This is a genomic window from Sphingobacterium sp. MYb388 (genome assembly GCF_037479535.1).
Taxonomy (GTDB): Bacteria; Bacteroidota; Bacteroidia; order Sphingobacteriales; family Sphingobacteriaceae; genus Sphingobacterium; species Sphingobacterium anhuiense.
On sequence record NZ_JBBGYV010000006.1, the window covers coordinates 70,399 to 83,227 of the forward strand.

Here is a 12,829-nt window from a genome sequence, read left to right on the forward strand (position 1 = left end):
CTTAATCGTTCTCACTTGGCCCTCTCGCATCTAAAGATAATGCAACAGGTGTTAAGGTATATTGTTTTTTCTTGTTGGGTTCTACATTATCTTTATCGGTAATCAAAAAACGGGAAACAATCTTAGTATCGGCATCGGCGACATATAAATATTTCGCTCCATCACGATTGTCAATAGCAACATCTAGTGGTCTTTTTAATCCTGTTAATGCCCCTGTAATGATACGTGTTGGTTGAATAGCACGGTCTCCTGAGACTGCTAATAATGCTCCTGCTCCTTCAAATAATAAAATTCTTCCGACACTAGTGCCGCCGGTAGAGGTATAACTAGCAACAGCAAGTAAGTCCTGACGGGCGGAATAACTAAATCCTCTGATTTCCCCCTGATCTGCTATAGTTAGAACAGCTTTGGGTGGAAATGCTGTCTCACTCAAAACTGAATCTGCGGGTTGATTTTTTCTTAAGATATCCTTAAATATCGCAATACCTTTCTTTTCTCCATTGACAGCGACATATAAGTCTGAATTATCTTCAGCGTTTTTAAAAGCCATTGTCCATGGGACTAATTTCCCTAGGGATATCTGTTGATTTCTTTTTGCTTTTCCTCTGTAACTTCCTGGTCGTTGAAACAGATAGATACTCGGAGGTCTAGTACCTTCACCAAGATCTGCTACATATAAATTTTCTGTACCCTTATTATAATGGTAGGCTAATCCTCTGACACGGGTTAACAATCCATTTGAAATTAAACCATTAGATGCGGGAGCTCCTGTTACAGGATTTACAGACATTACCTGAATGCTTGTATCTTTTACAATACCACCATCATTAGCACTGCTTTGAAAAATATATTTTGCGATTGGGTTAAATAATATTGCTGCCCCACCTTTTGTACTTGAATTATAGGATAAAGAAGGTTCAAAATGAGTCAATGAGTCAGCAGGATCAATAATATCGACATTGTTATAAGGTGTCTGCCCCTCATCCAATTGATAATCCGAAAAAGAAACATACAGCCTCGAGATTGCTACCTTAGCCAATGCTGGCTCATCATCCTCTCGTACACATGAAGTCAAGCATGTTACAATAGCCAATAAAAGTAAAGTTATATACGTTGTTAGTGATTTCATTTTTAATCTGATATAGGTACAAATCTACAAATATGATCCAATATAAAGATAAAAAAAGAGAGATTGGCGAGGGTACAATAAATTCTGTTTATCAAATATTTGCTAGTTCAGTACTTTTTGAGTAAAATTGCCAAACTTTTATCAGTAAAATAGCAATGGAAGAGAAGGAGTTCATCAGAGAAAAGTTAACATTACCTAACGAAGGCAAAAATCTGCTTTTACATTCGTGCTGTGCACCCTGTGCTGGTGAAGTAATGGAGGCTTTGATCAGCTCGGATATCAAATTTACAATCTATTTCTACAATCCTAACATTCATCCTCGTAAAGAATACGATTTACGAAAAGAGGAGAATATCCGTTTTGCAGAAAAACATAATATTCCTTTTATTGATGCCGACTATGATGTAGATCATTGGTTCGACTTAGCAAAGGGAATGGAAAACGAACCTGAGAAGGGAATTCGTTGTACGATGTGCTTTGACATGCGCTTTGAGAAAACAGCAGAATATGCTGCTGCGAATGGATTTGATGTTATATCAAGTTCTTTAGGAATCTCAAGGTGGAAAAACATGGATCAAATCAATGATTGTGGTGTACGTGCCGCCTCCCGCTTCGAGGGAATGGACTATTGGACATTCAACTGGAGAAAAAAAGGTGGTGCTATCCGCATGTTAGAAATATCTAAAAAAGAAAAGTTCTACATGCAAGAATATTGTGGTTGCGCTTACTCTTTACGGGATACCAACCGTTGGCGAATGGAAAACGGTCGGGAAAAAATAGAATTAGGTAAAAATTATTATGAATAACCGCTTGCTATAAGGCATATAAATGAAGTCGAAATTGAAATATATTTTAAAAAAAAATTTCAATGCTAACTTATTTATACATACCTTTGCAGGCTCAAATGCAAGATTGTGAAACATCTAATACAATACAAAATACCGTTTTCGGGGCTAAATGCAGGGAAGCACAATTTTGAGTTTGAGATCGATAAAAAGTTCTTTGATTGTTTTGAGCATTCCATTGTTAAAGATGGTCATCTAACAGCAAATGTTGAATTACAGAAGCAAGAAAATCTGCTTATTTTAAATTTCACAATTGTTGGAGATATCGGATTGACTTGTGATGTTTGTTTAAGCGAATTTCCATCGCCTATTACAGTAAAAGAGCGGATATTGGTCAAATTCACCGCTGAGGACTGGACTGATAATACGGAAGAAGTATTGGTTTTATCCAAAAGCGATCATGAGCTAGACCTGACTGAATTGCTATATGAATATATCAATTTGGCAGTTCCTTTGTTTGCTAAATGTAGTGATCAAGGAAAAGATATTACCTGTGATCCGATTATGTTAGCGCATATATCAACTGAGCAACAGAAAGAAGAGCAAGTAAAAGAAGAGAACATTGACCCACGTTGGGCCGCATTAAGAAATATTAAAAATAACTAAAACAGAAATACGAGATGGCACATCCAAAGCGTAAGACTTCTAAATCAAGAAGAGACAAGAGAAGAACACATTATAAAGCAGACAGACCTAGCTTAAGCATTTGTAAAGAAACTGGTGCAGTTCATTTACCACACCGTGCATACACTGTAGATGGTAATTTGTACTACAACGGTAAATTGATCATTGAAAATACGGCTGTTGTCTAACTTAGATCTTTCAAAACATAAAACATCCCAAAACGAGTATAATTTTCAGATTATACTTTAATTTGGGATGTTTTTTGCGTATTATTGACTTGAAAAATAATCACGAATGAAGATTGGTTTAGATATTTTAGGTGGCGATTATGCCCCTAATGCAACAATATTAGGTGCGATAGAAGCTCAACAACTCTTGACAGAAGATCAAAAACTTGTTCTTTTTGGTGATGAGGAGGAGACTAAATCGCTTATTGAAAAAGCTGGGGGTAATCCTTCGGACTTTGAATATATACATGCACCTGAAAACATTAGTATGGGTGAACACCCTACTAAAGCGATTACACAAAAACCCAACTCTAGTATAGCCAAAGGCTTTGAATTACTAAAAAACGGTGAAATTGATTCTTTTGCTTCTGCTGGTAACACCGGAGCAATGCTTGTCGGATCTATTTTTAGTGTAAAAACGGTACCTGGCGTACTAAGACCTGCTATAACGACAATTGTACCCAAACTGAAATCCGGTTTTGGACTACTCCTTGATGTCGGAGCTAATGCAGACTGTAAACCCGAAATGCTCAATCAATTTGCGATTTTGGGAAGTTTGTATTCGCAACATATGTTTGGTATTTCTTCTCCGAAGGTTGGTTTATTAAATATCGGTGAAGAAGAAGAAAAAGGAAATATCCTAACCACAACCACCTATCCCCTTTTAAAAAATAACGAACGCATTAATTTCATCGGAAATGCCGAAGGCCGTGATCTGTTTTCAGATATTGCCGACGTGTATGTTTGTGATGGTTTTACAGGGAATGTTGTTTTAAAGCTAGCAGAATCATTTTACGTAGTAACATTGAAAAAAGGACTTAAAGATGAGTTCTTCGACCGATTCAACTACGAGCAGTATGGAGGTAGTCCTGTTTTAGGAGTTAATGCTCCTGTTATAATAGGCCATGGAATATCAACTCCTCAGGCTATTAAAAATATGGTTTTACAATCTAGAGATATGATCCAGTCAGATTTTATTGACAAAATCAGATCTGCTTTTAATTAAATTTTATGTCAAAAATTCATGCTGCGATTACAGCAGTTGGTGGATATGTTCCTGATTATATCCTCACAAATAAAGAGCTGGAAACTATGGTTGAAACCAATGACGAGTGGATTGTATCTCGTACAGGTATCAAAGAACGTAGAATCTTAAAAGGAGAAGGTAAAGCTACTTCAGACCTTGCTGTACCTGCGGTGCAACAATTATTAGAAAAAAGAGGAATTACTGCAAAAGATATTGATTTGATCATCTTCTGTACAAGTACTCCAGATATGCTTTTTCCTGCCACAGCTAATATCTTAGCCGATAAAATTGGGGCTACAAATGCTTGGGGATATGATTTACAAGCGGCATGTTCAGGTTTTCTTTTTGGCTTGACAACTGGTGTCCAATTTATTGAATCGGGTAAACATACAAAAGTATTGGTTGTCGGTGCCGATAAAATGTCTTCAGTAGTCAACTATCAAGATCGTAATACGTGTATTTTATTTGGAGATGGTTGTGGTGTAGTGCTACTCGAACCTAACACTGATGGCAATGGTATTCAAGATGCAATCTTGAAAACGGATGGTTCAGGTGGTCAATATTTAAATATCAAAGGTGGCGGTTCTCTAAATCCGGCATCCCATGCTACTGTGGACGCTGGTTTACACTATGCTTATCAAGAAGGAAAAACGGTATTTAAATTTGCTGTTACCAATATGGCTAATGTAGCAGCCGAGATTATGGAGAAAAATAATCTTCAAGCTTCGGATATTGCTTATTTGGTACCCCATCAAGCAAATAAACGTATTATCGATGCAACAGCAGAACGTGCTGGATTACCGGAAGAAAAAGTAATGATTAATATTCAGAAATATGGGAACACCACAAGTGCCACTATTCCTTTATGTTTATGGGAATGGGAAAGTAAACTGAAAAAAGGTGATAACCTGATTTTAGCAGCTTTTGGCGGTGGATTTACTTGGGGATCTGTATACTTAAAATGGGCTTACTAAGTACAAATATTATTTTGTAGCTTTGAAGGCTGTTTTAAGAATTTTAAAAATTAACACTAAAATATTTAACCTGCATAACTATGGGTATGGACATTAAACAAATTCAAGACTTGATTAAATTCGTTTCAAAATCAGGTGTGAATGAAGTAGCAATCGAAGAAAAAGATTTCAAAATTACGATAAAAACAAATCAGGAGCCTACATATGTAACCGCTTCGGTTCCAGTTGCAGCAGCACCAGTGGCAGCGGCTCCTCAACCGACTGCAGTTGCTCCAGCAGCGGCAGCTCCTGCAGTAGTTTCTGAAGAAGCTAATTTTATCACGATTAAATCGCCAATGATCGGAACTTTTTACCGTTCTGCGGGACCTGGTAAACCGACATTTGCTAATGTTGGCGACGAAATTAACAATGGTAATGTATTGTGTATCATTGAAGCGATGAAATTATTCAATGAAATTGAATCTGAAGTTTCAGGTAAAATTGTTAAAATCTTGGTAGAAGATGCTCAACCAGTTGAGTTCGATCAACCATTATTCTTGGTAGATCCTAGATAAACAATCGTCAATATTTTTATTGTCGATCAACATGAGCGCACAGGTACTGTGCACTCATACCTCAAAACTTACAGAAAATACAATGTTTAAAAAAATATTAATAGCTAATAGAGGAGAAATCGCTTTACGTATCATCCGCACATGTCGCGAAATGGGTATCAAAAGTGTAGCTGTTTATTCAACAGCTGATAAAGATAGTTTACACGTTCGTTTTGCGGATGAAGCTGTTTGTATCGGTCCTCCTGCCAGTAAAGATTCTTACTTAAACATCCCAAATATTATCTCAGCTGCAGAATTAACAAATGCAGATGCGATTCATCCTGGATATGGTTTCTTAGCAGAAAATGCGAGATTTTCTTCAATATGTGCACAGTATGGTATCAAATTTATTGGTCCCACTGCAGAGCAGATTGAAAAAATGGGCGATAAATCACAAGCAAAAGATACAATGAAACAAGCTGGCGTACCTACGGTACCTGGTTCTGATGGTCTTTTGAGCTCATTGCAAGAAGGTGTTAAACTTGCTAAAGAAATCGGATACCCGGTTATCATTAAGGCTACGGCTGGTGGTGGCGGTAAAGGTATGCGCATTATTTGGAAAGAAGAAGAATTTGAACATGCTTGGGATTCTGCACGTCAGGAATCTGCTGCAGCCTTCGGTAACGACGGTATGTATCTGGAGAAATATGTAGAAGAACCAAGACATATCGAAATTCAGGTAGTAGGTGATCAATACGGTACAGTATGTCACTTATCTGAAAGAGATTGTTCTATTCAACGTCGTCACCAAAAGTTATTGGAAGAAGCTCCTTCACCTTTTATTACGCCAGAATTACGTCAGAAAATGGGCGAAGCGGCTATCAAAGGTGCTAAAGCTGTTAACTATGAAGGTGCTGGTACAGTAGAGTTTTTAGTTGATAAAAACCGTAACTTCTACTTCATGGAAATGAATACACGTATTCAGGTTGAGCATCCAGTAACAGAGGAAGTCATTAATTTTGATTTAATCAAAGAACAAATCAAAGTTGCTGCCGGTATCCCTATTTCAGGTAAAAACTACGAGCCGACCATGCACGCGATCGAATGCCGTATCAATGCTGAAGATCCATTTAATAACTTCCGCCCATCACCAGGAAAGATTACTAATTTCCATTCACCAGGTGGTCACGGTGTACGTATCGATACACATGTATATGCGGGTTACACGATTCCTCCATATTACGATTCGATGATTGCTAAAGTAATCTGTGTTGCGCAAACACGTGAAGAAGCTATCTCAACAATGGAAAGAGCTTTAAGTGAATTTGTTATCGAAGGTATTAAAACAACAATACCTCTTCATTTACGTTTAATGCGCGATCCTAACTTCAGAGCTGGTAACTTTACTACGAAGTTTATGGAAACTTTTGACCTTTCAGAAGATAATGTATAATAAAATTATCTTTACATAGATAAAAAATACCATTCTTTTCAATAAGAATGGTATTTTTGTTTACAAACAATTTTTATGAGTACTACAGAACGGAAAAGCCTAGTCGAATCTATAAAAGATAAAGGAAAAAATTTAGAAGCAGAAATGTCATTCTTTGATCATCTCGAAGTACTGAGATGGCATTTGGTTCGTTCGGTGATTGCAATTTGTATTTTCGCAGGTTTATCATTCACTTTCTATGATTTCGTATTTAACGAAATCATTATGGGGCCAAAAAGTCTTAATTTCTGGACATATAGAATGATGTGTCTTGTTGGTAACAAGTTTAATATCGATGGATTCTGTGTCGAACATATTCCTTTCAATATTATCAATACTGAACTAGCGGGACAGTTTATGTTGCAAATCAACTCTTGTTTGCTCATGTCTTTACTATTGGGTTTCCCTTACATCTTATTTGAAATCTGGCTTTTTATCAAACCAGCTTTAACAGATATTGAACGAAGATCTGCTCGAGGATTTGTTTTTTATGCTACCCTATTGTTTGTATTAGGAGTATTATTTGGTTATTATGTAGTCGTTCCGTTATCTGTTAACTTCTTAGCCAATATTTCATTAAGTATCGAAATTACGAATCAGATTACCATTGACTCTTACCTTTCAACGATCGCTACATTATCGTTAGGCTGTGGTATTGTGTTCTTATTACCAATTCTGATCTTTATCTTATCAAAATTAGGTATTATGACTCCAGAGTTTATGCGTGCAAGCAGAAGATATGCAACGGTTATTATCCTTGTTGTGGCAGCGATTATTACTCCTACAGCGGATGTCATCACCATGTTGACGGTAGCTACCCCAATGTTCCTTTTATACGAAATTAGTATCTTAGTATCAGCGAAAGTTAAAAAACAAAAATTAGCACAAGAAAAAAACAATATATAATGAGTACTGTAAAGACAATTGCAATAGGAAGTGACCATGCAGGTTTTGAATACAAAACGGCTATCGTAGCTTTATTAAAAGAATTAGGTTACGAAGTAAAAGATTTCGGACCATATAATACGGATTCTGTTGATTATCCAGATTATGCTCATCCGGTTGCAAGTGAAGTGGAAGAAGAAAAAGCAACATTAGGTGTATTGATATGCGGTAGCGCAAATGGTGTGGCAATTACAGCAAACAAACATCAAGGGATCCGCGCTTCAATAGCGTGGTTAGAAGAAATTGCAGCATTGGCACGTCAACATAATGATGCTAACATTGTGTGTATTCCAGCAAGATTTATTGATCTTGATCTTGCAAAATCAATCGTTAAAACATTTGTAACGACAGATTTTGAAGGTGGTAGACATGCTACACGTGTTGGTAAAATTGCCTGTGGTTGTTAATTTTAACATAATTTAATAGACGGAGAAAAGGTATATATATACTTTTTCTCCGTTTTTTTTGTTCTATTTGTTCTAAATGAAAAAACAATGAAAAAATTATTCAGTTTAATTTGTCTTATTTCGTCCATTTACAGCTGTGCAGTTGCACAAAATCCAGCTGCAAAATATGCTGATCTGATTACTGAAGAGTCTTCCAGAAAGCATCTTACTATCCTAGCATCTGCAGATCTTGAGGGACGTGGCACAGGTCAAAAAGGTGGTCGTTTGGCTACTGAATACATTGCAAATGAATTTAAAAAATTAGGATTAACACCACCTGTTGCAGGTAAATATTTTCAACCGGTAAGTTTACTAAAAAACAGTTATCAGGTTAAGAGCTTTAAAATTGGAGGCCGTCCTTTTGTCAATGGACAAGATCTACTGGCGTTAGGTAATAATGAGTTGAAATCAATCGACGATAAAGAGATTATTTTTATCGGTTACGGTATTGATGACCCCAAATATTCTGATATCAAAGGAATTGATTTGCAAGACAAAATTGTGATGCTGATCAATAACAAAGAACCTGTTGATGCAAAAGGGAATTCTGTGATCACTGGAACGACAAAATTATCGGAATGGTCCACCGTGCGCAATAAAAAGATTAGAGAGGTGCTAAAACATAAGCCTAAACTTATTCTTGCATACACTGAGGATCTCGGTACATGGCTGGAAAGTGCAGGAGATCGTGCAACCGAAGGACGCTTTAATTTAGCTCAGGATCAAACAGCTCCTGAAACTAATCCAATGCCTATTGTTGTCAATATCACCGATCATGTTGCTAACTATATCCTGAATCAGGGAAAAACAAGTCTTGCAAATATTACATCAAAAATCAATCAGAGTCAAAAGCCTCAATCTTTTGCTATCAATACAAGTTTTAATGCACAATTGGGTATGGTGGCTGAACAATTCACGGATCCTAATGTACTGGGCTTGCTTGAAGGGTCTGATCTGAAAGATGAAATAATTGTTATAGGTGGCCATTATGATCACGACGGCAAAAGTTCAAATGGCACTATCTTTCCTGGAGCTGATGATAATGCTTCAGGAACTACTGCTGTTCTTGAGTTAGCGAAAGCATTTAGTCAGGCTAAAGCTGAGGGCAAAGGTCCTCGGAGAAGTATCTTGTTTATCACATATGCTGCAGAAGAAAAGGGTTTATTAGGGTCTAAGTATTATACCGAAAACCCGGTCTTCCCTCTTGAAAATACCGTTACTTGTATCAATATTGATATGATAGGACGCATTGACGATAAGCATTTAAATGGAAATCACAACTATATTCATTCCATTGGAGCAGATAAATTAAGCTCTGAATTAGCAAGAATCAATAAGGAAGCAAATGATAAATCCAGCAAACTGGAATTAGACTTCATGTACGATAATCCAAAAGATCCAATGCGTCTTTATTACCGATCTGATCATTATAATTTTGCCAGTAAAGGTATTCCTTCAATTTTTTACTTCTCAGGTTTACATCCGCATTATCACACGCCTGAAGATACTGTTGATAAAATAGATTTCCCGATTATGGTCAAAAGAGAAAAATTTATTTTTCAAACGGCTTGGGATGTTGCCAATAGTGCTACAAAACCTGCTGTAGATAGCAAGAAGGATTAAAAATTAGTTGCGTAAGATTTTTAAAGTGGTTCTCCTGAATAAGGAAACCACTTTTTTTTATGTGCTTATTGCACCTAATTAAACGAGTAAAACTGCTTCCTATTTTGATAACCGATCCAACTGATTAAATCGGATAAACAATTTCATGCAGCATAAAACAAAGTGAATGTGTTAAAAATAAGTTAATTAAAAATCGATATCTAAAAAAGTAATTATCTTAGCGAGCAATAAACCAACCATTCCTAAAAAGTCAATTATGAAGCTATATGTATTAAGCTTGCTATTTTTATGCATTAATTTTGCCTATTCCCAAAACTCAGGAAGTTTGAAAGGGACTGTTATTGATCATACAAATAAACCGCTTGAAAAAGCAACAGTTTCCATTCTTATGCAACAGGATTCTTCGGTACTCTCCTATTCTCTGACAAATGATAAAGGAGAATTCAACCTCGTTAAACTGCCTGCAAATAAAAATCTGATCTTATATATCTCGCACGTCAATAGCAGCAACTATCATCAGGACATTCTTTTAAATCCTGACGAAAAAAAGCAATTAGATTCGATTAAACTGGGGGGAAAACTATTGGACGAGGTCGTCATTTCTGTTGCACCACCTGTGCGCATGAATAAAGATACATTAGAATATAACACTGATTTTTTTAAGACTAGACCGAACGCCAATGCTGAAGAACTTTTAAAACAGTTGCCTGGTCTACAAATTAATATGGATGGTACTATTTATTATGAAGGTAAAGAAGTTTCTCAGGTAAAAGTAAATGGTAAAGATTTTTTTGCCAGCGATCTGCGAATTGCTACACGCAATCTAGATGCTTCCTTAATTAAAACGGTACAGGTATACCGCGATAAAGGCGAATCAAAAAAAACAGTGGAGGATGAAGAAAAATTACCTATTACCATCAATCTGAAATTCAAAAAAGATTTTCTGAAAGCAAGTTTTGGTAAATTATATGGCAGTGTCGGAACTAGAGACCGCTATGAAGCTGGTGGTCTGTTCAATACTTTTCAGGATACTTTGCAATTGAGTTTAATCGGATTTGGTAATAATATCAATCGAGAAAGTTTTGATTACAATGAACTTAATCAACACGGTGGATTAGGAAGAGCTGAAAATTATGGTTTTAATGACTTTGGTGGCAGAAATTATAATGGCAAAGCAAATGATATTGCCGGTGGCTTTAACCTCAATAATGATTGGGGAAAGAAAACAAAACTAAACCTCATGTACATGTTAAAGTACAAAAATGAAGAAGGCCAAAACCAAGGAAGTCAAACCTCGCTGTATGATAATGTTAAGCAATTTGGCGAAAACGAATATAATAGCTATCGGAAGTCGCTTGCGCACAATATCAATACGCTTTTCAGACACCGAATGGATACAACAGCATACGTCGAGTTTACACCTAAGCTTTCAATTACCAATAATGATGGTAAAACTGATAGCTGGATGAATACCTATACCGAAGACAAAAAAATAAATAACAGCAAAAGCAATAACACATCAGATGGGTATAATATTAATTACGATCATAATTTCCACATTGAAAAACAATTAAGTAAGAAACATCTTGTATCTCTAAAAAATACCATCAATATTAGAAATGATAAATCAGAAGAAATTGGCAATCAATTAACAGAGATATTCCAGAACCCGATCCCAAATACTAGTCTATGGGAAAACAGAACGAATCGAGAGAAATCCAGCAGTATCAAAACTTTTGCTGGGTATAATAATACCAGTATCGAAAAACTAAATTTTGATTTCTATATTTCTTATAATACTTCGAGTAGCAGACCTACACAAAGTTTATTCTATAACAGAGATAATACAGGAACTATCCATGGTGAGCAGTTTGAAAACAGCTATAGTTTTAAATCACAGGAATATGTGACTGCCATGAAATTTTACTGGAAACCTTTCAAAAAATTAGCGGTAAACTTCGGTACAGCATATGCAGTTAAGGATAATCAATTTGATTTATTCAAAATCAATAAACGAAAAACAACTTCGAATGGTTACTGGCTACCTAATATCAATATTCGCTATAAAGATTTTGATCTTTCTTGGTCTAAAGATTTAGAATCACCTGCAACATATCAGATCCAAAGTATTAGGGATACACTAAATCCTCTGATGACGCGACTGTCAGCTTTTTTCTATGAGAATAAACTGCAACAAAGTACGCGCTTTTCATTCAATAAATACACACAAAAATACCAACTGGGATTTAGTTCCGGTGTAAACTATAAAGATAAAAGTGAGGGTCATAGAAGTTGGCGTAATGTGACAAATGGACATTATACCATACAGGCATTTCAAGCAGGATCAACGACTAATTATAATGGCTATTTATATGGTAGATATAATTTTAAAGCTGGTAACGATTGGGTATTTTATATATCTCAAAACAGTAGCTTATATACCTACCAATATTATTCTTCGATCAATGATGTGGACAACAAATTAACAAACCTCGGCATCAATCTAACACAGGAATTTTCTATTACTTGGAAGAATTTAATCGGCCTAACGCCTAAATATACCTACAGCTGGAACAAGGCTCAGAATTCGGTTAAAAACAATCCCGATTTTATTGCTACCGCTAATAGAACACACAATGTTGGCGTAGGATTAAATATAAATCCTATAAAAGGTTTTTCTCTAGAGACCTCCTATTCACTAGAGAATAGGGCAAGTGGCCTAAGTGGAAGAGACAATTATCATATACTGAACTCTTCTATTTATTACACGTTGAAAAATAATTCCCAGATCAAATTAACGGGTTTTGACATCTTAAATCAAAACAGACAGAACTACTGGGGTACCAGTGGCAATACAACCTATTTTCAAAACACGGTTACTTTAAGACAGTACTTTTTGTTAGGATATATTTATAAATTTAAAGTAACAAAACTGAAAAATTAAACAAACAGGCTTCACAATTG

General features: G+C 35.9%; 12 protein-coding genes. 11 read left to right on the forward strand and 1 reads right to left on the reverse strand.

Going from position 1 to position 12,829, the window contains the following annotated elements; all coding sequences use genetic code 11:
• Position 1: 1 nt before the first annotated feature.
• Positions 2-1,129, reverse strand: a complete 1,128-nt coding sequence (locus tag WH188_RS18075; protein ID WP_132773449.1) for a hypothetical protein — start codon at positions 1,127-1,129, stop codon at positions 2-4.
• A 155-nt stretch (positions 1,130-1,284) separates the two neighbouring features.
• On the opposite strand from WH188_RS18075, the gene WH188_RS18080 reads away from it, so the two are divergent.
• From WH188_RS18080 to WH188_RS18130, 11 genes are all read left to right on the forward strand, one after another.
• Positions 1,285-1,935 (forward strand): epoxyqueuosine reductase QueH, encoded by a 651-nt coding sequence (locus tag WH188_RS18080; protein WP_021192033.1) that lies wholly within the window; start codon positions 1,285-1,287, stop codon positions 1,933-1,935.
• A 108-nt stretch (positions 1,936-2,043) separates the two neighbouring features.
• On the forward strand, positions 2,044-2,580 hold the full coding sequence (locus WH188_RS18085) for a YceD family protein (protein ID WP_132843715.1): 537 nt from the start codon (positions 2,044-2,046) through the stop codon (positions 2,578-2,580).
• 14 nt (positions 2,581-2,594) lie between these two features.
• The gene (gene rpmF, locus WH188_RS18090; RefSeq protein WP_021192035.1) at positions 2,595-2,786 is read left to right on the forward strand and encodes a 50S ribosomal protein L32; all 192 of its coding nucleotides are present in this window, start codon (positions 2,595-2,597) and stop codon (positions 2,784-2,786) included.
• A gap of 106 nt (positions 2,787-2,892) precedes the next feature.
• Entirely contained in the window at positions 2,893-3,831 is a 939-nt protein-coding gene (gene plsX / locus WH188_RS18095; RefSeq protein WP_168128221.1) for a phosphate acyltransferase PlsX, read from the forward strand.
• Positions 3,832-3,836: 5 nt separating this feature from the next.
• Entirely contained in the window at positions 3,837-4,826 is a 990-nt protein-coding gene (locus WH188_RS18100; protein ID WP_021192037.1) for a beta-ketoacyl-ACP synthase III, read from the forward strand.
• A gap of 80 nt (positions 4,827-4,906) precedes the next feature.
• On the forward strand, positions 4,907-5,380 hold the full coding sequence (accB, locus tag WH188_RS18105) for an acetyl-CoA carboxylase biotin carboxyl carrier protein (protein WP_168128222.1): 474 nt from the start codon (positions 4,907-4,909) through the stop codon (positions 5,378-5,380).
• Positions 5,381-5,462: 82 nt separating this feature from the next.
• On the forward strand, positions 5,463-6,812 hold the full coding sequence (gene accC, locus WH188_RS18110) for an acetyl-CoA carboxylase biotin carboxylase subunit (RefSeq protein ID WP_031289467.1): 1,350 nt from the start codon (positions 5,463-5,465) through the stop codon (positions 6,810-6,812).
• A 75-nt stretch (positions 6,813-6,887) separates the two neighbouring features.
• The gene (gene tatC, locus WH188_RS18115; protein WP_021192040.1) at positions 6,888-7,757 is read left to right on the forward strand and encodes a twin-arginine translocase subunit TatC; all 870 of its coding nucleotides are present in this window, start codon (positions 6,888-6,890) and stop codon (positions 7,755-7,757) included.
• Entirely contained in the window at positions 7,757-8,203 is a 447-nt protein-coding gene (gene rpiB / locus WH188_RS18120; RefSeq protein ID WP_021192041.1) for a ribose 5-phosphate isomerase B, read from the forward strand. The genes tatC and rpiB overlap by 1 nt, the downstream gene beginning before the upstream one ends.
• A gap of 87 nt (positions 8,204-8,290) precedes the next feature.
• The gene (locus tag WH188_RS18125; RefSeq protein WP_132773441.1) at positions 8,291-9,865 is read left to right on the forward strand and encodes a M28 family peptidase; all 1,575 of its coding nucleotides are present in this window, start codon (positions 8,291-8,293) and stop codon (positions 9,863-9,865) included.
• Between the two features lie 256 nt (positions 9,866-10,121).
• Positions 10,122-12,809 carry a carboxypeptidase regulatory-like domain-containing protein gene (locus tag WH188_RS18130; protein ID WP_168128223.1) on the forward strand — a complete coding sequence of 896 codons (2,688 nt, stop codon included), beginning with the start codon at positions 10,122-10,124 and terminating at the stop codon, positions 12,807-12,809.
• Positions 12,810-12,829: the final 20 nt, after the last annotated feature.

Coding starts and splice junctions, on each gene's coding strand:
- WH188_RS18075 (WP_132773449.1), bottom strand. CDS start 1,129: ATGAAATCACTAACAACGTATATAACTTTACTTTTATTGGCTATTGTA.
- WH188_RS18080 (WP_021192033.1), top strand. CDS start 1,285: ATGGAAGAGAAGGAGTTCATCAGAGAAAAGTTAACATTACCTAACGAA.
- rpmF (WP_021192035.1), top strand. CDS start 2,595: ATGGCACATCCAAAGCGTAAGACTTCTAAATCAAGAAGAGACAAGAGA.
- plsX (WP_168128221.1), top strand. CDS start 2,893: ATGAAGATTGGTTTAGATATTTTAGGTGGCGATTATGCCCCTAATGCA.
- WH188_RS18100 (WP_021192037.1), top strand. CDS start 3,837: ATGTCAAAAATTCATGCTGCGATTACAGCAGTTGGTGGATATGTTCCT.
- accB (WP_168128222.1), top strand. CDS start 4,907: ATGGGTATGGACATTAAACAAATTCAAGACTTGATTAAATTCGTTTCA.
- accC (WP_031289467.1), top strand. CDS start 5,463: ATGTTTAAAAAAATATTAATAGCTAATAGAGGAGAAATCGCTTTACGT.
- tatC (WP_021192040.1), top strand. CDS start 6,888: ATGAGTACTACAGAACGGAAAAGCCTAGTCGAATCTATAAAAGATAAA.
- rpiB (WP_021192041.1), top strand. CDS start 7,757: ATGAGTACTGTAAAGACAATTGCAATAGGAAGTGACCATGCAGGTTTT.
- WH188_RS18125 (WP_132773441.1), top strand. CDS start 8,291: ATGAAAAAATTATTCAGTTTAATTTGTCTTATTTCGTCCATTTACAGC.
- WH188_RS18130 (WP_168128223.1), top strand. CDS start 10,122: ATGAAGCTATATGTATTAAGCTTGCTATTTTTATGCATTAATTTTGCC.